Here is a 20,245-nt window from a genome sequence, read left to right on the forward strand (position 1 = left end):
GTTCCTCGCTTTCGCACACAATCAAAGAATTCTTCTAACTAAATCTATCGTGTTTCGCCGCGTGCCCGGTGCATCCAACCGGGCCGGCTCAAGGGTTATTGACCACGCAGCATCCGCAAGAATGCGTCTACTCCGGTCACCGGAAGGTTGCACAATTGGAGCCTGCAGGGCTGGATTTGCAGGCTCTGCACGTCCTTGGACGCTTCGCCGGCGCTCCTGGCTTCGATCCCCAGTCCCTTGCAAAGCGCCCGTAATCTCACGCGTTCCGCGTTGCTGCCTCCGGTGAAATTCACATAATGCACCGTCGCGTCGAGCACCGCTTGCACCTCTAGCGCGGTTGCCACCTGGGTGGGCGCTTCGCCGGCGAGCGCCGAAGCGTGCGCACTGAGCTTGCCTGCCTGCTCAAGCCGGTCGGCGCCCAGCGCATCGAAGCTCCCGTCCGCCATGCTCTGCAGCGCCTGGCGCGCCATGGCCTTGGCGTAGAGCGCCCCGGCGGCGGGGATGGCATCATCGAGTACCGTGACCGGTGCGATATTTGCGCGCTGCTTGCTCAGCCGTGCATCTAGGCTGACGGTATCTCGTGGGATCCCGGTTTCGGGATCGAGGAAGCTCGCAGCACGCTCAAGCAGCACCCCGGCGCGCTCTTGCCATGTGGCACGCTTAGGGCTTTGGCCCAGCGCCAGAAACCCCAGGGCGAGGGCAGCATAGTCCTGCAAGGTCCCCTCGTTGCCGGCCGCCGGCTGACCGGCGAAGCTGACTCGGGCAAGGGTCCTAGTCTGCGCGTCCCAGTGAACCTCCCAGAGCGTGGTCGCCACCTGCTCGGCAAGTTCTCCGAGCCACGGGTCGGCGAGCAGTTCGCCCGCCTCCGCGAGGGCCTCGATCGCCAGCCCGTTCCATCCGGCAATGATTTTCTCATCTCGCCCCGGACGTTCGCGAGCGGCCCGCAGGATGCGCAGCTGCTCCTTGAAGGCCTCCCAGATCTCGACCTGGTCGTTTGCCGGCGCCTCGGTCAACGACAGGTGGAAGTAGCCGGGATCTTCGGCCACCGCCGCGAGCCGCACCAGACCCGCAGGCAGCTCCACTCCCGCCCGGCGCAGCGCCTCGGCGCATTCTTCCCGGGTGAAGGTGTAGGCCGCACCCTCGACACTTTTTCCGGCACGCATTGAATCCGCATCCAACGAGGCGGCCAACGCACGATGCGCTTCGCCTTCCGCTCCGGTCAGCAGCTCGGCGGACAAGAATTGCGCCGTATCCAGCGCCGCCTGCCGGGACAGCTGCGCAAGCTGCGCTGCACGTACCGACTCCGCGGTGTCCTGTGCCGCCAACTCTTCGGCAAAGACCGCGGTGCGCGCACACAGGGAGAGCAAACCCGCATTGTCGTAGAGCATTTTTTCAAAGTGCGGGACCGCCCAGTGCTCATCCACGCAGTAGCGGGCGAACCCGCCGGCCAGATGATCGCGCAGACCGCCAAGCAGCATTGCCTCGATGGTAGTCGCCAGCGCATTGAACCCTTCAGCGCTGCGCTCGGGGTTCAGCATCACCGTGCGCCACAGGGTTTTTAGCGCCCAGCTCGGTGGGAACTTGGGCGCCGGGGTGAATCCACCTTCGGGTTTGGTCGCGGTAATCCAATGCGTGCTCGCGACCGCAAGCGCCTCGGCTACCGGAGAGGTGCTCGGCAGGGTCAATAATGTCCCTTGCCGGGAGCCAAGTTCGGCCAGATGGTTGGCGAGCATATCGGCCTGTTCTTCCAGCCCTTCGCGGCGTTCCTCCCAGGCCTGATGCACCGCGTCGAGCAGCTGGGTGAAGGATGGAATCTTCCCCCGGGGTTCGCGGGGGTAATAGGTGCCGGCGTGGAAGGCCCTCCCGTCGGGCAGGGTGAAGATCGTCATGGGCCAGCCGCCGGAACCCGTCAAGGCTTGAGTGGCCATCATATAGGTGTCATCCACCAACGGGTGTTCCTCGCGGTCCACCTTGATCGAGACAAATCGGTCATTCAATTTTCCAGCGATCCCAGGGTCATCAAAGGATTCGTGGCTCATCACGTGGCACCAGTGGCAGGCCGCATAGCCGATGGAGAGCATTACCGGAACATCCCGCAGCCGGGCCTGCTCAAAAGCCTCATCACCGTAGGGCCACCAGTCAACGAGCTGGTGCGAGTGCTGACGCAGGTAGGCAGAGGAGCTTGTGGCGATTCGTTGTCCCATAGCGCCATTCTGCCCCATGAGGATTAGAGCTCACCTGCAAACGTGGCCAAAGGCAAAATCGGTTTGCTAGGCCACACTGCGTTCCCGCATGGCCCGCCTGATCAGAAACGGAAAGCCTCGTGCCGGGCGCACCAAAAATTTGGCGAACACGGCACGAGGCCTTGATCCAACTGCCGTGAAGCTTAGCTGTCTTCGGAAGTTTTCGGATCTACCGGATCGGTAGATTCTTGGCGTGGCTGGTTCTCGCCCTTAAGCATCAGCTCATTCTGCTTAGCCTCGGCTTCCGAGGCGTAGCGCACGCGGCGTACGCGGCGCACCATGTCGCGAATGAGGAAGATTACTGCCAGTGCCAGAAACGCGGTGAACACGAACCCGAGGAAACCCGGGCCATAACTGTTCTCGTCCAAGTTTTCGTTCTGCACTTTGGTGCTCGCAACCAGCATGGTCGCGTAGATCGCATTCACGGTGTGGGGACAACTCTTTTCTGGGACTGGTTGGTACTTAGCTCTATCTTAGTCCGGCAAACAGATCTGTTTCGGGCAACTCGGTGGCAACCTTCGAGGAGATCAGCGTGTAGTCCTCCCACGGCCATGACTCGGCATAGATGTGCTCGGGGACCGCGAAGAAGAAACCTTCCGGGTCAATCTGGGTTCGGTGCGCTAGCAAGGCCTGATCGCGCAGCGTGAAGTAGTCTGCGCAGTGCACCTGGGTGGTGGTCGTATGTGGCGAAACCCACTTGAACATTTCGTTCTCTTCGTCGTTTTCCCACATGGCAACACGTTCGGTGTACGGAGATTCGTAGCCAGCTTCCAGCATTGCGTAGTGCAAGGTGCGGAAGCGGTCAGAGGAGAACGCACGGTCGAAGTAGAGCTTGTCCACTTCCCAAGGTTCACCGAGCTCGGGGTACATCTCCGGGTTTCCGGCTTGTTCGAAAGCGAAGGTGGCGACCTTGTGGCTTTGGATGTGGTCCGGGTGCGGGTATCCGCCATTCTCGTCGTAGGTGGTAATCACGTGCGGACGGAATTCGCGGATCAGCTTGATGACACCAGCTGCCGCGATTTCCACCGGCTGCAGTGCGAACGCGCCGAAAGGCAGTTCCGGCAACGGCTCTCCCTCGGGCAGGCCCGAGTCGACGTATCCTAGCCAGCGGTGTTTAACCCCGAGTACGGCGGCGGCTTCAGCCATCTCCGTGCGGCGCACGCCGGGCAGGTCACGATGCGCGTGGGCCAGTTCCCCGACCGCAGCGTTGAGAATGTCACCGCGTTCACCGCCGGTGCAGCTGACGACCATGACCTCGGCGCCGGCTTCAACATAGGCGGCCATGGTGGCAGCCCCCTTTGAAGACTCGTCGTCCGGGTGGGCATGAATTGCCATGAGACGCAGCCCCTGGGACGGCGCTATCTTCTTCACGTCGTGAATCTCCACGTAAAATCTTCCTTCTGCACTGTGAACAGGCCGGTATGCCGTCATGGCATACCATCAATGACAACTCTCACGTAGACCCGAGTTATTCCCTGAACCCCCTGCCGGTAGACTAAGAGATACCTCATAGATAGCGGCAGAGAGTGGTACAGGGTAAGCGATGTCTGATCCAAGCTTAACGGCTCGATACAACAACCCCAAGAAACGCCCGCTGTCCAAGCGCACCCGCTTCCTGCTCATCGGTGGCGCGCTGACCGTCGGCGTCGCCGGTGCGGCGTATATCGGATTCGCAAACTTCAGTGCCATAACCGCGCAGGACATCGAATTTTCGGTTGCCTCGCCAGCTCAGGCAACCGCGGTGATCGAGGTCGAATACAACTCCAAGCACCGTGTGCAGTGCGATGTGAGAGCGCTGAACGAGTCCAAGGCTACCGTTGGCTTTACCAGCATCGCGCTTGAATCCGCCGATCCAGGTCAGCTGACTACCCAGCGCATCACGGTGCCGCTGCGTACCGATAACCTGGCCGTCACCGCTGGGGTAGAGGCTTGCTACAAGGTCCCGAACGATTTCTCCGAGTAACAATTAGCTCGTTCTTCTTCCCTCAGAGCTGAATCTATTGGGATTTCTTCCCTCAGAGCTGAATCTATTGGGATTATTTCCCAAACACGACTATTATCGTTGGAAAGTACGTTTAACCCCGCATCGGTTTGTGCGCCTAGTTGATAAGCAACTGGGACAGGAGCCTAGCGGGGTCTTTGCTTGCATCCGCCGAAATTCGACAGATCGCCAATTCGTACCGAATCTGACTTCTTCAACGCCACCGCATGGTGGCGTTCGGCTTTGCCGTCCACCACGGACGGTTAGCAGAAGAAGTCCCTGACAGACCAAAGGAAGTACAACGTGAGCACCAACAGCAACGAACCTGTCGTGTGGCTGACTCAGGAGGCCTTCGACCGCCTTCAGAACGAACTGACCTTCCTCTCCGGCCCAGGCCGCACCGAAATCGTTGCCCGCATCGAGCAGGCACGTTCGGAGGGTGACCTCAAGGAGAACGGCGGCTACCACGCTGCTCGTGAGGAGCAAGGCAAGGCCGAGGCCCGCATCCTTTATCTCAAGGACCTTCTGCGCCGCGCCCACGTAGGCGAAGCGCCCGCAGATGACGGAGTGGTCGAACCGGGCATGCTGGTGGGTGCCACCATCGCTGGTGATGAGACCACCTTCCTGTTCGGTTCCCGCGAGGTTGCCGGCGACAGCGACCTTGAGGTGTACTCGGAGCAGTCCCCAATCGGCAAGGCAGTGCATGGCAAGAAGGTTGGCGACAAGCTGACCTACACCGCGCCCAACGGCCGCGATATCGCCGTGGAGATCATCTCCGCCACGCCATACGAGGGCTAGTCCCCTACGCATCAAAAGCAGCTGGCCTGACACTTGAAAAAGTGTCAGGCCAGCTGCTTTTCATCTGTAATTTCGAAATCAGGCTACCGAGCCGCCAGCGCTATTCGTGATGTGCGGGTCAAAGCCCTCGGCACGCAGATTATCCAGCACATGCTCGGAATGCTTATGGCCCTTGGTTTCCAAATCGATGGTGATCGCTACATCGCCCATGGACAGCGAGCCGCCGATGCGCGTGTGGTCCAGACGAGTCACATTTGCATCCGATTCGGCGATGACCCGCGAGATGGTCGCCAACGCACCTGGACGGTCCGGCAGCATGATGCGCACGGTCAGGAAACGACCGGCTGCGTTTAGACCACGCTGGATCACCTTGAGCATCAGCAACGGATCGATATTTCCGCCCGAGAGGATCACCACGGTAGTCGCCGGGTCAATTCCATGGGCTTTCAATCGGTCCTCCAGCAGGGCCGCGACGCCTACGGCACCAGCCGGCTCCACCACCAGCTTATTGCGCTCCAGCAGCACTACCAGCGCCTGCGCCAGCGCATCTTCGGAGACCGTCACCACGTCATCAACGAGTTCCTTGATGATGGCAAACGGCAACTGCCCCGGCTTGCCCACCGCGATGCCATCAGCGATGGTGTGCACCGTGTCCAAGGGCACCAGTGCATCCGCGGCCAGCGACGGAGGGTACGCGGCGGCATTTTCTGCCTGCACGCCGATCACCTTGATGTCGCGGCCCAGCTGACGAGCTTTCTCTTTCAATGCAATGGCCACGCCTGCCAGCAGGCCGCCGCCGCCCACTCCCATCAGCACGGTCTCCACTTCCGGAAGCTGCTCCAGGATTTCCAGGCCAATTGTTCCTTGGCCGGCAATGATGTCGGGGTGGTCGAAGGGGTGCACAAACACCGCACCGGTTTCATCGGCAAAACGTTGCGCCTCGGCCAGCGCCTGATCGACGGTGTCCCCATGCAGCACCACTTGCGCGCCGTGGTCTTGGGTGGCCGCAAGCTTCGGCAGCGCCACCCCGCGCGGCATGTAGATGCGTGCTTTAATTCCTAGATGCGCCGCCGCTTGGGCCACACCCTGCGCATGGTTGCCTGCCGAAGCGGCCACCACTCCGCGGGCCTTCTCTTCGGCGCTGAGCTTTGACATGCGTACATAGGCGCCACGGACCTTGAAGGAACCCGCGCGTTGCAGGTTCTCGCACTTCAAGAACACCTCGGCGCCTGCATGCAAGGAAAGTACCCGCGAATGCTCGATCGGGGTGCGGGCGATCACCGGTTCGAGCACTTGTGCTGCGTGCTCGATATCAGCCAAGGTTACAGGTAGTTCAGGCTTGCTGCTCATCTATTCCTCATTTGCGAAGTTCTCGGTGCGCCGGCTCACCGGCGGTTGTTCGGGGGAAGTTTCGGTGGGCTGCTCTGGAGGGGCGTGAGGATCCTCGCCGACCCCATATTGTTCGCGGACGAACGGGTCATCGTCCCATCCGCGCCGAGCTAGGTATTTCACCACCGAATTCAATACGGCCATGATCGGTACGGCGAACAGCGCTCCGGGGATGCCAGCCACCATGGCTCCGCCGGCGACTGCGAGCACCACTGCCAGCGGATGCAGGCTCACCGCCTTGCCCATGATCAGCGGTTGCAGGATGTTCGATTCGGCCTGCTGAACCAGTAACACCACGCCAAGCATGATCAGCGCGTTGATCCAACCGTTGGCGACCAGCGCCAGGAGCACCGCCAATGCGCCGGTAACCAGCGCGCCGATGATCGGGATGAAGGAGCCAACGAAGACGATCACGCCCAGTGGCATCGCTAACGGAACGCCCAGGAAGAACGCGCCAAAGCCAATGCCCACCGCGTCAATGAAAGCCACCAGCAGCTGCACGCGCACGTAGCGCACCAGAGAGAACCAGCCGCGGCTCATCGCGCCGTCCATGGCGGGACGGGCGCGAAGAGGCAGCAGGTTGATCAGGAACAGGCCGATCTTCCGTCCATCGAGGAGCAGGAAGATCAGCGTGAACAGGGCCAGCAGGACTCCGGTGACGATCTGGCCGAGCGCCGAACCCCAGCTGATCGCTTCGCTCAAGATATTCGTGGCGTTCGAGCGTAGCTGGCCTAACGCGTCATCGATGACGTTTTGCAGGTCGTCATTGGTTAGCTGCAGGGGGCCATTAAAAAGCCAATCCTGGACCTGTTCCAGCCCTGCGATCGACTGGTTCCACAGTGCTGCGAACCCGGCGGAAAGGCGCTGGCCGGCCATCGATAATCCGCTCACCACCAACGCGAGGAAGCCAAGCACGGTGAATCCCACGGCCAATCCGCGCGGCACCGCCAACTTACGATTCAGCACGTTGACGATAGGGGAAAGCAGACCGCTGATCAGTGCGGCGATCATCACCGGGATCAGCAGCAAAGACAGCTGCGATAGGAGCCAGACAATCACGCCTACGGCGGCGGCCACTACGAGGAAACGCCAGGACCACCAGGCCGCTAGCCGCACCCCATAGGGCATGTCATCCGCATCATGGAAATCCACGTTCGCTGAGCGTGGAGTCGGTCCCGGGCTGGTTTTAGCTGGTAGCACCACCCGGAACCGGCGCAGTCGCGACAGCCGGTTACTCTTCATTTCTCTAAGTTACCGTGAGTTCCGCGCCGCACCGGGATCCATGTCGGTATTGTGACACAAAAAACAGAACCAGTGCCCGTATTGGGCACTGGTTCTCAAAATCTATTCCAATATGGTTATTACTCTTCGCGCAGAATAGCCAGAATGCGCAGAATCTCGGTGTAGAGCCAGACCAGGGTCATGGTCAGGCCGAAGGCACCGCGCCAAGCCATGATTGCCGGGGCACCCTGGCGGGAAAGCTCCTCGATCATGGTGAAGTCGGAAACCAGCGCGTAGGTCGCAAGCAGGACCGCAACGACACCGATGATGACGCCGAGCATACCGCTGCGCATGCCGAACATGCCGTCAACCGTACCGGTCATCATCATGACCATATTGACCAGCGAGAAGACCACCATGCCGATCATCGCGATCATGAACATCTTGTTCAGCTTCGGGCTCATCCGGTACTTGCCCGAGCGGTACAGCGCCAAGGTCACGCCGGCGACGCAGAAGGTCGCGACGACCGCCTGGATTGCGACACCCGGGTATAGCCCGTTCAGGAACTGCGACAAGCCGCCGAGGAACAAGCCCTGGGCTACTGCGTACAAAAGAATGAGTGCCGGCGATGGCTTCTTCTTGAACACGTTGACCAGGCCCAGCACAAAACCGACCAGTGCGCCTGGCAACATCAGGATTGGCACTGCCCAGCCCGCTGCGGCGCCAAGCACAACAAGTCCCAAGGTAAGGATGGTCTTGTTGATGGTGTCACCGACCGTCATGCGACCGGTGTCGTGGCTAGTGGCCGATGGCTGCTGGTACATGCCCTGCAACTGATCGGCGCTGAGGTTGCCGGATTCGTGGAATCCGACCGGACTGCCTGCATTGGAGCCAGTGCCCCAGTTTGCAGACTGGTTCTTGGAACCGAAGATCGGGTTACCGCTCAACCTGAATTCCCCCATAAGTCGTTTGTTCAAGCACAAGCCCATCGCCTGTGTCCTGCTACCGATCTTATTTGGGTTTGCTGTGAATCGGCTCAGCCATAGGGATGATATCGATATATTTAGCCTGAATTATGCCTAGAGCGTGTGCATCTTCCGCTTCGCTTCATGGTTAGGCCGCTAGCCACGTTAATTGCGAGCGACAGAACTCCAATCCCATCCCCTTTGGCCCGGCAGCATGGGGGAATTTTTGCATGCAGCGTCGCAATGCAGAGCCAGAGGGAATCGCCTCGTGGAGATGGCCTCCTGCAAGTGGTGGCCCCGCCGATAGCAATGGCCTTGTGTGGTTTCAGTACCGTCCGATGCGGAAAACCAGGCCGTCCTGGCTTGCTTCCGCGCGATTCATGAGCTCTTGATGTGATCCATTTTTCTGCATTGGCAATGGCGCAGAGAATTCCAACGAGTTTTTTCGAGGGCTGGGCTGCGGGGGAAATTGAATCCTGGAGTTCCCAATACCCGGCATGCTCGACGTCGCCATAGCAATCCGGGGCCGGGACGTACAGTCCGTTGGAACTAGTTGCTTGGGGCCTCATGAGCCAATCCAAGTGGCAGAATCCAGCTCTGGAATTTGTTCCTGAGCTCCGCGGAACCAGGACGCTTCAGCGTCGCCTGTACTCGGTCGGTGGCCGAAGGACTGATGTAGATCCGCTTCGCCAGAATCGACAAGTCAACTGCAAAGCACCAGTATTCAAGCAAAGCAAAGGCCGCTACTTCCCCGTGTTTACAGGTAAGCAGCGGCCCTTTCACAGGTGCCCCCAGTGGGACTCGAACCCTTTATTTATTCTGGCACCTGCGCGAAAACACCGTGATTCCGGGGTTTTTACTCACCCGAATTAACCTTGAATCACACCGAGTTTTCAAATAATGTGCTCAAAATGTGCTCAAAGATGTCCTGTTCTCCGCCACTCGACGAAATGAGCACTAATGAACTTTCTTAGCTTCTCCCTCGGGCGCCAAGGTCAGAATGTTCTCTCGACTCACAGCGAAGAGCATTGCAGTTCTGTCCAACCAATCAGTCTTTTTTAGAGCGTCAATAATTTGGGCTTGGACTCCCCTGGGATTCTCGCTTTCAACGATAACGACCCCTACCGGCTTGTGGTCATAGTCGAGACGAACCCCAACCATACTTCGCGACTGCATCTTTAGTTTGGAAACAGTCTCCATGCTGTATCCCATAGATTCAACGTGTTGGTTGTTCCAGTCTTCGCGAGATCCTTTTAAATCCCGAAGGCTAGCTTCTCCGCGAGCCCAAACGTCTGCGATGAGCCCCTCCGAATCTGGATAGAACTTCCGACCACCATTGCAGAGCTGCGGATTAAGCGAAACTCGCGCAACCCTAATGAATGATTCTGTTTCTGCCCCGTGCCGGTAGAGACTTGCTCGTGTGTGAGCATTCCAAACTTCACAATCTTGCGAAAGTTCTTCCACAGCTCTGTCTAACACGGTTTCTAATGTGCTCAGGTCTTTCCGACGACCGAGGCGAAGTTCCCTAAGCGCCAGTTCTAATGCGGTCCTGCTTCTCTTTCTACGGGTAGCCACGATTACGTTTATTACCGTAATCAGCGTGCCAAGAGCGAAGGAGCAAAACTGTGCATGATTGTCGGTAAAATTTGGGAAGAATTTCACGACAATCGAAGTTGTCCAAGACATCGCAGTAGGAATTCCAGCCACACCAATGAAAAATCCGGCAACTAGGAGAAGGACTTCGGGCAGAAAATCCTGAATTTTATTCACGAGTGTCGGCATCCAAGCGAACCGCATCTCTGAGTCAGTTAGTTCTCGCCCTCGGGCGCTCTCTCTTCGCAATCTCTTATGCAGGCATGAGAAGCATCGAGCCCTCATGGACATCGACGGGTCGAGTCATATCCTTCTGTGGCAACGACTCAATGTACGTGTCAATGGACTGCAAAAAATTCTCAGCGACTACTTCAGCCTTAGCGTACGAATCACCCTGAACAACGAGCTGGACTCGCATCGTGTTCGTCTGACCAACAGAGGCAAACTCGACCTTTTCAATTCGAGGGTGACCATTAGCTAAATTAGCTTGAGACAGGGCGCGCACAATTTCAGGGACAGAAACAGAACCCGTGATTTCAAGTTCAGCTTTGACTGCAATTCGTTTCATTTGACTCTCCCTTACTAAATTCAGTGTCGTCTTGGCGATACCGAGATCAAGAGCAATGTTGGCAACTTGTGGATAAAGTGTGGACATTCCTGTTGATAACTCAAGCATAGCTAGCCCAACCGACAATAGAAAGAGACTACAAGCAATATCACGCCAAAATCCAATCGAGAGCGTATTGAGTTTTCAGGTAGTGGAATCGGGAATTTTGGGGCAGGGAAAAGAAAACTTCACCCTTGGGTGTCCGCTAGCGCACAGCGCCAGTCACCTAGGCACTACCTAGCGCACCTCCTCTTGACTGGTAACAATTAGGTCAAACGCAACGAATGCCAGATAGCATGCCGACATGATCAAACTTGATAAGAAAGACCAATACAAGCACATCTCGGCAGGCATTGCTCTCGGCCTAATTATGAACGATGAAAGCCAAATCCCAGCTGACAAACTCAAAGTTGAATTTGCGTTCACCGATGCCTGGCGAACATGGGCACACAAGCAACACTTCCCATGGATGACAGACATTGCCAGCTACAAGAAAAAAGATCTAGACGTAATCCACATCATCACTTATCTAAACGAAAGAACACGCGTTCCATACCTCGGCTACTTCTGGGATTCTGAGGCAGCGCCCGGCCCAACTCTCTACCTCCATGAAAACACTGGCTTCGATCCAGACGATGCAAGCGACATAGACCACGCTGCAAAGATAATCGGAGAAGACCAGCGAATCCCGGCAACCGCATGGAAAGATCTAGCCTATCGATTCCTAGAGTCGCTTGATCCGGCAACGGAAGGGTAACTGTCGCCCACGCCCCTTACGCTCGTATCAAAACCTTTTGGAGGAAACCTTGTCTCGTGCAAGTAAGCGCATCGTCGGCAACATCAGCGTACTAACCGCGCTCGTTGCACTGGTCGCCGTGCTCGTGTTCGCTGCCACAAGCCCAACATTCTTGAAAAACGACGCGAAGCTAACCGCCGAAGCTAACGCGGGTACACCAATAGTTCAGGCAATGGCCACACCTACGCCGACACCGAGCAAAACGCCCGTGCCAAATAAGATCGTTGATCCTGCGCAAGCATGGGCAGATGACATGATGAATCTTCTATTGAATGGCAATTCCAAGTCTACGTTCGATGATTTCAATAAGGATCTGCCGCACCACTACATTGAATCGTGGGGCTCCGAGTCCGAAGGCGTGTTGTATATAACCGTTTCTGGCGACGATTGGAAATCTGCCGAGCTAGACAATCTGGGAAATACTGTCATGTTCACGGCTGGCAATGAAACGCCAGGCTTATTGGAAGTCAACGTATCTTCGGATAGCGATGTGACAGGGCATGCAGACCGCGATAATCTGCAAGATTTCTAACTGAAACGCATAAAGCGCACCGCCAGAAAACCTTAGGAGATTGCACCGTGAAGAAATTAGCCCCGCTCGCCCTAATCGCCACTCTAGCCCTTGCCGGGTGTACTGCGGGCAATCAGTCCGCCGATGCTACGCCAAGCGCCACAGCAACGCTCAGCGCCTCGGCAACGGCTCAGGCAGCGTCGAAGGCCGACAGCGCGAGCACATCGGCGACCGCGACGCGAACCGTCCCCAGCGAAATGCCGACGACCAGCCCAGAACCAACGAGTATGTTCAAATCGGGCCAAGCATGGGCAGATGACGCCTACGATTCATGGTTCAAGGGAATGCAATACACTTACATCGAAGACAAAAATGCAGGCATGTTCTGCACCAAGTTTGATGACCTCAAGGGTTATCGTGACTGCGTGCCGAACGACCCTCATGCTTACATCGAGAGCTTTACCTCTACTGAGCCAGGGCACCTGATAGTAACTCTTGCACCCGATAGCCGGTGGCAGGACGGAGAATACGACACCGAGGGGTCAGGACTTCAGTTTGTGGCCGGGAACGTGGGGCCGCGTCTACAACAGGACGGGTTTCCGTTCCTCAAGGTCACTGCGAAGATTGCCGGAACCGACAAATCATATACATATGAGGTGTTTCCATCCGACGCCGGGCGGTAACGTGCTGCACGGGTTCAGGGCATCCATAATTTCGCCGGTCGCCGTGTCCATGTTCTCGGGCTCAGGCTCCGGTTTCGAGCGGGATATTATCGCCCGACTCAACCCATGCCGCGCCAGACTGCACCGAATCGGTTTCGCGGTCTGCCTCGGCATTTGAGGCGTTCAGTAACTGAACACCTGCTACCCGGTCAGCATGCACTTGCCCGACACTCTTGCCCACAATCGGCGCGATTGCCCTTGTGGACATGCTCGCCATTGAGTCAGATTTAACCGCTGAGGGACTAACACAAGGCCAACCAAGCAATGCCACACCGAGCCAAAACTAACCCCTCAAATCGGCTCACAGCGACTCCGAACAACCGAACCGAAAAACCCTCGAAACGCCAAAACAGGTAAAAAAGACGATTCATATAAGCCCAAGTCAGGGCGTGGGAATTTTCGGGGGGATATTTTTAGCTAGGCCAGAGGGGCTAGCTTTTGAGCGGCCTCTAACCCCCTACCCCCTACCCTTTTTGCGGGGCTGTGTGGCTTTGTCATTGGCGGCTTGTACGATTGCTTGCCATTGGTTTCTTTCGGGTGGGGCAATGGCCAGCCCCGGCTTCGGGGGCTGGCCATTGGATAGTGTGCGCCGGGGTTACTGCGGGCCGCGTGAGTCGTTAGCGGTCTTTACCCCTTGTACAGGTGGAGCTTCGTAGGCGGCGCGGGCTGCGGCCAAGGTGTCTGCCTTCCGCTGTGCTTGCTGCTGGCGGTGTTCGGTGAATGCTTCGGAACTGTCCAAGCGCTGCCATTCGGCGCCGGTTGGATAGTGCGCCTCATGTCCATTTTCTAGCAGGGTCATCCACCATTGCAGGTTTGCAGGGTCGGGCTTGCTGGTGAGGCCGGGCTCAGTTACCCATGCCGCCTCTGTGGTGAATGCGTCATCGTTATAGAGTTTCCGGCGTGCTTCGTAGGCGGTGGCCATGAGCTGGTCAAGTTTTTGAGACACGAACTATGATTTTTTCTTATTACACTCAGGCCGCAACAGCCACGGAATTCTGCTCCCAATACCAATCAAGCAGCATCTGAGGGCTCAACCCACCATTAGCGGTATGCGGACGCTTCCGGACTCTTCTATACCTGTCAAGATGCTTCGTTTATTATTTTTGCTTTGGCCGAAGAATTCAAGATCCTGAACACACGACGAGCCAAATAACGTTTAACGCAACGTCGGATCTCTTTATCAGCCTTGCCCTCCGCACGCCTCTTCTCAACGTATTCTCGCGTTTCTGCGTGGTAAGTCATGCGGCTAACAGCGGCCATATAGAGAGCACTGTTCAACGCCCTGTCGCCACCGCGATTTAGCCGGTGCCGTGTCGTGTTTCCTGAAGAAGCAGGAATTGGGTTGACCCCGGCCAGGCACGCGAATGCGGCCTCGTCGCGGACTCGTCCTTCATGGGACCACGCGACGAAACATTTCGCTGCAGCGATAGCTTTGAAGCCTGTCTCTTCGAGCAGCGGAGCAGCTTCGCTGACTCTGACCAATTCATCTAAAAGATTCTCGTTGGCTGCGAGCTGCTCGTTCAGCCCCAAGATGTGCTTCGCCAATCGGACTCCTTCGGTCCGGGCAATCGAGGCTGACAGTTCCTCCTCGCGTGCACGCCAGCGACTAATCTCCTCGATCTGAAGTGGGGTGAGTTTCTTCCTCGCATCAATGTCAAGATTGTTGCTACGAGCCAACGAATTCAGTGCATTGATTGCCCTGGTGCGGTCTTTACTCATGGATTTCCTGGATGCCACGAGGATGCGTAAGCTCTGCCGGATCCCTTCATTTAGGCGGGGACGGCGCAGCTTCTCTACCTCTATGGGCAAGGTTGCCATTGCTATCCGGTGCGAGTCCAAAGCGTCTGATTTGCCGACACTGCGGTTCTTTTTCGCATCCATACGTGGCGCTTCGGCGACCGAGAAACCGTGGGTGGCCACGGTACCGGACAGAATGGCGCCGTAAGATGCTGCGCCCTCGATGACCCAGAGGCTATCAGCGTTGCCTTCGGTGCGGCGAGCCACCCACTTGATGGCTCTGTTGATGCCTGACCCTGTGGTGGGAAATTGACGGGTTTCGAGTAATGCTCCATTTGAGGAGTTCACAATGGCATAGACGTGGTTGCGTGCGTGAGTGTCGACACCCACGACAAATGGGTGGCAATAAGCGACGATAGACAAAGCGGTTACCGTACTTTCCTGAGCTGGACTTGGTTGGTAGCCGTGAACGGCCGGTACCAGTCCGGGTAGGATCACTACGGAACAGAACTGTGACGAGTCACGCCCCGCGAAGGGCGGACAATCTTCTAATCAGGCTACCGAGGTGGGCCGGACAGGTACCGGCCGCTCCCCCCTCGATAAACGGACAAGTCCATAAGATGACACCTTCGGGTCAGTTGTACCATGAGTCACATTTATCAGAAGGAGTGGCTGGTAACCATCCTGCCAGCCAGTCCCAGACCAGCTAGCACAAGTCTCACAGTTGTACCAAACCTCGATGAATTCCATCACCGCAGTCCGCGCCGCCACCCGGCTGGTGAACGCCCGGTGGTGATACATCTCGTTCTTGATCGTCGAGAACGCCGACTCAGCAACGGCATTGTCCCAACACACTCCGGTACGGCCCATTGACTGCCGCACACCGTGCTCAGCACACCACGCCTGGAACGCGTCAGAGGTGTATTGCGTGCCGCGATCCGAATGGAATACGCTCCCGGGTTGGATGAAACCACGCGATACGGCAAGCTCCATCGCGTCAATGACCAGCTGGGTCTGCATGTTTTCACCCATCGACCAGCCCACGATCTGACGCGAGTACAAATCGATCACCGTCGCCAGGTACAACCAGCCTTCACCGGTCCGCAGGTAGGTGATGTCGCCAACCAATTTCGCTCCAGGACGGGAAGAACGAAAGTCCCGCTGGCCGAGCTTATCGATCATATGGTTCTTGATATGCGCTGTCCTGGCTTGGTGATCACGCACCGTCGTGGTCTTGAAGGCACTCATCCGCTTGGCCTCGAATCCCAGTTCTTTCATGATCGACAGAAGCGTGGACTTCGGGATGTCTTCCTTGTGGTTATTGCGGATCAGGTCCACCAGCTGCCCGGCGCCGGCGACCCGGTTCGATGCTTCGTATTCGCACTGGACCAGGATGCTGCGTTTGGCCCGCAGTGCTTGGGCTTCGCTCAGTTGCTGTGATGGGTTCAGCCACCGGTAGTACGAGGCGCGGGAAACCGCGAGTTTCTGGCACATCCAGTTCACCGGATATTCAGCGCTATGCGCCTTGATGAAGTCGAAGACCGCGCTTACTTCTTGCTGTTCGAGACGAAATAAGCGCTGACATCTTTTAAAAACTCGTTCTCCCGTCTCACCTCTGCCAGCTCCCGACGAAGCTTCTCATACTGGGCCCAATCAACTGGTCCGCGTTCCTCGGTTTCCCTCTCGGGATGCTCGGCTTTGAAGGTGCGCACCCAGTTGCCCAGGGTTCCTTCATTGATTCCCAGTGATTCAGCGACCTCGACGAGGCTTTTCTGGGAAGAGATCACCAGTTCTACCGCTTCAGCACGGAATTCAGGGGTGAACTTCTGACGTTTGGACATGCACTCATTCTCCTACAAACGCGTGTCTCACAACATCATGACAGCTCAGTAGGTGATATCACCAACGTAGAGCGACCCGACCTCCTCGGAGGTGAAATCACGATTCACCAAATCCTTGAAGACCTGCGCGCCAGGATCCCTGACCGTCGTGGACTTGGGCCTGCGCAGGTGCACTCCAACCAAGTTATTCTCCCGCATCAACCGGGCCACACGCTTGTGATTCACCGGCCCGTCAACCAAAGGATCATCCTGCACCCGTGGGTCGCAAGCCAGCTCAACGCTCATCCGCCGATACCCCAACGTCCGGTTCCATTCCTTGTAATGACGCAGAATATGATCCAGTAACGCTTGATCTTCCAAGCCGCGTGCGGCCCGGGCCGGGCGTGCTGCACGCCATTTGTAGTAACTGGAGCGGTTCAGCCCCAGCACCACGCAGATCCGCTTCACCGCATGGGTGTCTCGGTAATCTTCAACGAACTGAAAGCGGATCACCAGTTCGTCTCGGCCGCGAAATACTTCGTGGCCTTGCGCAGGATATCTCGCTCCTCGGCCAGCACGCTGTTGGCGGACTCCAGAGTCTTGTTCCGCTCCCGCAATGCCTGGTTCTCAGCTTGTGCCTGAAGCAAACGCTGTTCGGCACTCAGCTCGGGGTCAGGCATCTGGGCGCTGCCGGTGGACTGCTGTGTCGGGGCTCCTCGCTTGATCCGGTCCTGCCGTACCCAGGTTTTCAGCGTGCCTCGGGCAATGCCAAGGTCCTCGGCTGCTTTGGTGTATCCGAGGTCGGGGTGGGACTCGTACAGGTGCACGGCGTCAGCCTTGAACTGCGCGGTGTAGGTATTCTTCGGCATAGTTTAACTCCTGATTTCTCTGACCATTATGGGTCAGTTACAGGGTGTCCACTACCCGGGGGCTACCTCCGAGGGGTACGAGACTAAGACCGGTCGCCGGTATATGGTGCGCTATCGCAAACCAGACCGTACCCAAACGATGAAGCGCGGATTCAAGACAAAACGTGATGCAAACTTGTTCCTGTCTTCGGTTGAAGTCGACAAAGCTACCGGCGCTTTCATAGATCCGGCCATGTCCAATAAGACCATTGGTGAGCTGGGGCCGTCATGGCTGGAACGAAAGCAGGGGCTAAAACCTTCGGCTTATCGTCCGCTAGAAATTGCTTGGCGTGTGCATGTAGAGCCAGTCTGGGGCAAGCTCCCGATTACAAACATCATTTTTACCGACGTACAAGCATGGGTTACGGGCCTGTCCGTTGGTGACGCTAAAGCCAAGCCAAAAATAAAGCCAAAATCAGCTACTACGGTAATTCGTGCCTACGGCGTGCTGGCCGCTATCTTGGATGACGCGGTAAAGGATCGGCGGTTGCCAGTCAATCCGGTGCGAGGCGTTGACCTTCCGCGGAAAACGAAAAAGCCACACGTGTTCCTCTCGCATGAGCAAATACGAGACTTGGCCGATTGCTCTAAGTATCCGGCGCTAATCCGCGTGCTGGCATACTGCGGTCTCCGCTGGGGCGAAGTTACCGGGTTGCGGGTGCAAGATGTGGACATGATACGGCGACGTCTGAATATCAATCAGAACGCGGTAGACGTCGGCGGGAAAATAAAAGTAGGCACACCAAAAAGCCATGAGCAGCGGTCAGTGCCATTCCCTGAGTTCCTAGCGCCAGCCATTGGCGAGCTCTGTAAGAATCGCCACCGCGAAGACCTCGTATTCCCGAACGATGACGGTTCATATTTGCGCCATATCGACATGCGCGAGCGGAAGTCATGGTTTGGTTCGGCGGTCATCACTTCCGGCGTGCCCAGGGTGACACCTCACGACTTACGACACACGGCCGCGAGCTTCGCTGTGAGCGCCGGGGCGAACGTGAAAGCGGTTCAAAGAATGCTTGGGCATAGCTCGGCTTCGATGACATTGGACGTCTACGCCGAATTGTTCGATGACGATTTAGACGGTGTAGCAATCGCCCTGAATGACGTGGTTTCTCGCTTAGATGTGCTCAAAACGTGCTCAAAACAGGCCTGAGGGCAAAACAAAAGGCCTCTGCATCCTTATAAACAAAGGGATGCAGAGGCCTTTTTCACATGTGCCCCCAGTGGGACTCGAACCCACAAGCCTTTCGGCAGCTGATTTTAAGTCAGCCGTGTATGCCAATTCCACCATGAGGGCAAGACTCTAAAATCTTACGCGATCAGATCGTAAAATCTGAAATTCCCGTATCGATCAGTGCCACAGGGGCCAGAAGTCGCTTCCGGCCCCTGTGGCGGTCATTCGTCGATCAAAGCAGCTTACTTCGCTGAAGCAGCCTTCTTGGGATTAGCCGATTCTTCGAAGGCCGCGCGAGGGGTCTCCAAGTTGTTCAGCTGCACCGCGTCGCGCGAGAAGAACCAAGCAACCATCCAGTCGCCCAGGACGCGGAACTTGCGCTCGAAGGTTGGCATGGCCATACCGTGGTATCCGCGGTGTGCCATCCAAGCTGGCCAGCCCTTGAGCTTCAGGCCAACTACCTTGGCGACGCCCTTGTTCTGGCCGAAGCCTGCAACTGCGCCGAGGTTCTTGTGCTTGTATTCCTTGATGGTGCCTACGCCGTAGCGCGATGCATACAGGTTCTTCGCCAGCAGCTTGGCCTGGCGCACTGCGTGCTGTGCGTTAGGCACGCAGGTGCCATCCGGCAGACCGCCGGTGACGTCCTTCACGGCCGAGATATCGCCGGCAGCCCAGGCGCCGTCCAACGGGTTGCCGTTCTCATCCTTGATCCGCAGATCGGTGCGGGTCTCGATGCGGCCGCGCTGTTCGATTGGGAAATCGGTGGAGCGCACCATCGGGTTCGCCATGACACCGGCGCACCAGATCAAGGTGTCTGTGCCGAATTCGCCGGCTGGGGACTTGTCTGCCATATTGATCAGCTGCAGGTTTCCGTCGGTGGCATCTGCCAGCGAGGTGTTCAGCAGGACCTCGATACCGCGGCTGCGCAAGTGGTCAACAACCCACAAGGCCTGCTCTTCGGTAACTTCCGGCATGATGCGGCCCATCGCCTCAACGAGAACAAAGCGGACTTCCTTCTCATCGACGCGGTCGTTGAGCTTGACCAGGTGACGAGCCATGTCTTCAAGCTCGGCAATGGTTTCGATGCCAGCGAAGCCGCCACCAACCACAACGAAGGTCAGCGCGCGCTTGCGTGCAACCGGATCGGTCATATTCGCTGCGGACTCTATGCGTTCGGCAACCTTGTTGCGCAGTGCTACCGCTTCTTCGATGGTCTTCAGTCCGATGCCTGCATCGCCCAGTCCCGGAATCGGGAAGGTGCGGGTGATGGCGCCAGCGGACATCACGATATCGGTGTATTCCAGTTCGAATTCTTCACCGCTGACCGGGGCGACAACGGCCTTCTTGCTAGCGTGGTCAATGCTCAGCACACGGCCGTTAACCAGCTCGGAGTGCTTCAGGTGCGCACGGTGGGAGACCACCGCGTGGCGTGGTTCGATATTGCCACCTGCAACTTCTGGCAGGAATGGCTGGTAAGTCATGTATGGGTTCGGGTCTACGACGGTGACGATGCCACCGTGGTCCTTGACCTTCTTCTGCAACTTCATCGCGACGTAAAGGCCAACATAGCCACCGCCAACGACAAGAATGCGCGGACGCTTCTGGGAGCTTTCGATGATCGACATACTCTTGATTCTACGCGGAATATCGGAGTTAGTGAAAACATTCACTAACTTTCTCTGTTGCCTTCGTCTCTCCGCCCGCACAAGTTCCTGCCGCGGCGGAGCGCACCGGGAGAATTCCGCGCTTTCCAGCTGAAAACCTGCCCTGGAAACGGTCA

20 protein-coding genes, 1 tRNA gene and 1 pseudogene are annotated in these 20,245 nt (G+C 57.3%); 6 read left to right on the forward strand and 16 right to left on the reverse strand.

From position 1 onward, the window contains the following. Positions 1-95: 95 nt before the first annotated feature. From ACT3TP_RS02995 to mca, 3 genes are all read right to left on the reverse strand, one after another. Positions 96-2,204 (reverse strand): thioredoxin domain-containing protein, encoded by a 2,109-nt coding sequence (locus tag ACT3TP_RS02995; RefSeq protein ID WP_444615678.1) that lies wholly within the window; start codon positions 2,202-2,204, stop codon positions 96-98. Between the two features lie 182 nt (positions 2,205-2,386). Then, complete coding sequence (locus ACT3TP_RS03000) at positions 2,387-2,668, reverse strand: hypothetical protein (protein ID WP_096287723.1); 282 nt, start codon at positions 2,666-2,668, stop codon at positions 2,387-2,389. A gap of 43 nt (positions 2,669-2,711) precedes the next feature. Next, positions 2,712-3,578: a mycothiol conjugate amidase Mca gene (gene mca, locus ACT3TP_RS03005; RefSeq protein WP_096287807.1), complete on the reverse strand. Its 867-nt coding sequence runs from the start codon at positions 3,576-3,578 to the stop codon at positions 2,712-2,714. A 208-nt stretch (positions 3,579-3,786) separates the two neighbouring features. On the opposite strand from mca, the gene ACT3TP_RS03010 reads away from it, so the two are divergent. Both ACT3TP_RS03010 and greA read left to right on the forward strand, forming a co-directional pair. Then, positions 3,787-4,206: a DUF4307 domain-containing protein gene (locus tag ACT3TP_RS03010; RefSeq protein WP_096287725.1), complete on the forward strand. Its 420-nt coding sequence runs from the start codon at positions 3,787-3,789 to the stop codon at positions 4,204-4,206. Positions 4,207-4,527: 321 nt separating this feature from the next. Further along, complete coding sequence (gene greA / locus ACT3TP_RS03015) at positions 4,528-5,022, forward strand: transcription elongation factor GreA (protein ID WP_096287727.1); 495 nt, start codon at positions 4,528-4,530, stop codon at positions 5,020-5,022. 78 nt (positions 5,023-5,100) lie between these two features. Here the strand turns inward: greA and ilvA are convergent, their stop codons facing one another. From ilvA to ACT3TP_RS03040, 5 genes are all read right to left on the reverse strand, one after another. Continuing rightward, entirely contained in the window at positions 5,101-6,372 is a 1,272-nt protein-coding gene (gene ilvA / locus ACT3TP_RS03020; protein ID WP_096287729.1) for a threonine ammonia-lyase, read from the reverse strand. Continuing rightward, on the reverse strand, positions 6,373-7,653 hold the full coding sequence (locus ACT3TP_RS03025) for an AI-2E family transporter (RefSeq protein ID WP_096287731.1): 1,281 nt from the start codon (positions 7,651-7,653) through the stop codon (positions 6,373-6,375). 119 nt (positions 7,654-7,772) lie between these two features. Continuing rightward, positions 7,773-8,594 carry a Bax inhibitor-1/YccA family protein gene (locus tag ACT3TP_RS03030; protein WP_096287733.1) on the reverse strand — a complete coding sequence of 274 codons (822 nt, stop codon included), beginning with the start codon at positions 8,592-8,594 and terminating at the stop codon, positions 7,773-7,775. 960 nt (positions 8,595-9,554) lie between these two features. Next, entirely contained in the window at positions 9,555-10,367 is an 813-nt protein-coding gene (locus ACT3TP_RS03035) for a hypothetical protein (protein WP_444619279.1), read from the reverse strand. 76 nt (positions 10,368-10,443) lie between these two features. Then, positions 10,444-10,866 (reverse strand): hypothetical protein, encoded by a 423-nt coding sequence (locus ACT3TP_RS03040; RefSeq protein ID WP_444619281.1) that lies wholly within the window; start codon positions 10,864-10,866, stop codon positions 10,444-10,446. A 235-nt stretch (positions 10,867-11,101) separates the two neighbouring features. Between ACT3TP_RS03040 and ACT3TP_RS03045 the strand changes: the two genes are divergently transcribed. From ACT3TP_RS03045 to ACT3TP_RS03055, 3 genes are read left to right on the forward strand one after another with little or no spacing between them, the layout of a single operon-like run. Then, entirely contained in the window at positions 11,102-11,554 is a 453-nt protein-coding gene (locus ACT3TP_RS03045; RefSeq protein ID WP_444619283.1) for a hypothetical protein, read from the forward strand. Positions 11,555-11,603: 49 nt separating this feature from the next. Next, entirely contained in the window at positions 11,604-12,125 is a 522-nt protein-coding gene (locus tag ACT3TP_RS03050) for a hypothetical protein (RefSeq protein ID WP_444619285.1), read from the forward strand. Between the two features lie 47 nt (positions 12,126-12,172). Beyond that, a complete protein-coding gene (locus ACT3TP_RS03055; RefSeq protein ID WP_444619287.1) occupies positions 12,173-12,787 on the forward strand; it encodes a hypothetical protein in 615 nt (204 codons plus the stop codon). Between the two features lie 61 nt (positions 12,788-12,848). Here the strand turns inward: ACT3TP_RS03055 and ACT3TP_RS03060 are convergent, their stop codons facing one another. From ACT3TP_RS03060 to ACT3TP_RS03085, 6 genes and pseudogenes are all read right to left on the reverse strand, one after another. After that, positions 12,849-13,034, reverse strand: coding sequence for a hypothetical protein (locus tag ACT3TP_RS03060; RefSeq protein ID WP_444619289.1), 186 nt, complete (start codon positions 13,032-13,034; stop codon positions 12,849-12,851). A 387-nt stretch (positions 13,035-13,421) separates the two neighbouring features. Continuing rightward, complete coding sequence (locus ACT3TP_RS03065) at positions 13,422-13,772, reverse strand: hypothetical protein (protein WP_444619291.1); 351 nt, start codon at positions 13,770-13,772, stop codon at positions 13,422-13,424. Between the two features lie 134 nt (positions 13,773-13,906). Continuing rightward, complete coding sequence (locus ACT3TP_RS03070; protein WP_444619293.1) at positions 13,907-14,986, reverse strand: IS110 family transposase; 1,080 nt, start codon at positions 14,984-14,986, stop codon at positions 13,907-13,909. Positions 14,987-15,286: 300 nt separating this feature from the next. Beyond that, positions 15,287-16,404: pseudogene (locus tag ACT3TP_RS03075) on the reverse strand (IS3 family transposase); the annotation flags it as partial. 45 nt (positions 16,405-16,449) lie between these two features. After that, positions 16,450-16,896 carry an IS3 family transposase gene (locus ACT3TP_RS03080; protein WP_444619295.1) on the reverse strand — a complete coding sequence of 149 codons (447 nt, stop codon included), beginning with the start codon at positions 16,894-16,896 and terminating at the stop codon, positions 16,450-16,452. Further along, on the reverse strand, positions 16,893-17,252 hold the full coding sequence (locus ACT3TP_RS03085) for a transposase (RefSeq protein ID WP_444619297.1): 360 nt from the start codon (positions 17,250-17,252) through the stop codon (positions 16,893-16,895). The genes ACT3TP_RS03080 and ACT3TP_RS03085 overlap by 4 nt, the downstream gene beginning before the upstream one ends. Before the next feature lie 28 nt (positions 17,253-17,280). Between ACT3TP_RS03085 and ACT3TP_RS03090 the strand changes: the two genes are divergently transcribed. Then, the gene (locus tag ACT3TP_RS03090) at positions 17,281-18,444 is read left to right on the forward strand and encodes a tyrosine-type recombinase/integrase (RefSeq protein ID WP_444619299.1); all 1,164 of its coding nucleotides are present in this window, start codon (positions 17,281-17,283) and stop codon (positions 18,442-18,444) included. 62 nt (positions 18,445-18,506) lie between these two features. Here the strand turns inward: ACT3TP_RS03090 and ACT3TP_RS03095 are convergent. Both ACT3TP_RS03095 and ACT3TP_RS03100 read right to left on the reverse strand, forming a co-directional pair. After that, positions 18,507-18,588, reverse strand: a tRNA-Leu gene (locus tag ACT3TP_RS03095). Positions 18,589-18,707: 119 nt separating this feature from the next. Then, the gene (locus ACT3TP_RS03100; protein WP_096287735.1) at positions 18,708-20,090 is read right to left on the reverse strand and encodes an NAD(P)/FAD-dependent oxidoreductase; all 1,383 of its coding nucleotides are present in this window, start codon (positions 20,088-20,090) and stop codon (positions 18,708-18,710) included. Between the last annotated feature and the right edge of the window lie 155 nt (positions 20,091-20,245).

It is taken from the genome of Glutamicibacter sp. AOP38-B1-38 (assembly GCF_052377485.1).
In the GTDB taxonomy this organism is placed as follows: domain Bacteria; phylum Actinomycetota; class Actinomycetes; order Actinomycetales; family Micrococcaceae; genus Glutamicibacter.

Bases quoted from the DNA above. Each gene is read 5' to 3' on its own strand.
- ACT3TP_RS02995 (WP_444615678.1), bottom strand. From the start codon at position 2,204: ATGGGACAACGAATCGCCACAAGCTCCTCTGCCTACCTGCGTCAGCAC.
- mca (WP_096287807.1), bottom strand. From the start codon at position 3,578: ATGGCAATTCATGCCCACCCGGACGACGAGTCTTCAAAGGGGGCTGCC.
- ACT3TP_RS03010 (WP_096287725.1), top strand. From the start codon at position 3,787: ATGTCTGATCCAAGCTTAACGGCTCGATACAACAACCCCAAGAAACGC.
- ilvA (WP_096287729.1), bottom strand. From the start codon at position 6,372: ATGAGCAGCAAGCCTGAACTACCTGTAACCTTGGCTGATATCGAGCAC.
- ACT3TP_RS03025 (WP_096287731.1), bottom strand. From the start codon at position 7,653: ATGAAGAGTAACCGGCTGTCGCGACTGCGCCGGTTCCGGGTGGTGCTA.
- ACT3TP_RS03030 (WP_096287733.1), bottom strand. From the start codon at position 8,594: ATGGGGGAATTCAGGTTGAGCGGTAACCCGATCTTCGGTTCCAAGAAC.
- ACT3TP_RS03040 (WP_444619281.1), bottom strand. From the start codon at position 10,866: ATGCTTGAGTTATCAACAGGAATGTCCACACTTTATCCACAAGTTGCC.
- ACT3TP_RS03045 (WP_444619283.1), top strand. From the start codon at position 11,102: ATGATCAAACTTGATAAGAAAGACCAATACAAGCACATCTCGGCAGGC.
- ACT3TP_RS03060 (WP_444619289.1), bottom strand. From the start codon at position 13,034: ATGTCCACAAGGGCAATCGCGCCGATTGTGGGCAAGAGTGTCGGGCAA.
- ACT3TP_RS03085 (WP_444619297.1), bottom strand. From the start codon at position 17,252: ATGCCGAAGAATACCTACACCGCGCAGTTCAAGGCTGACGCCGTGCAC.
- ACT3TP_RS03090 (WP_444619299.1), top strand. From the start codon at position 17,281: ATGGGTCAGTTACAGGGTGTCCACTACCCGGGGGCTACCTCCGAGGGG.
- ACT3TP_RS03100 (WP_096287735.1), bottom strand. From the start codon at position 20,090: ATGTCGATCATCGAAAGCTCCCAGAAGCGTCCGCGCATTCTTGTCGTT.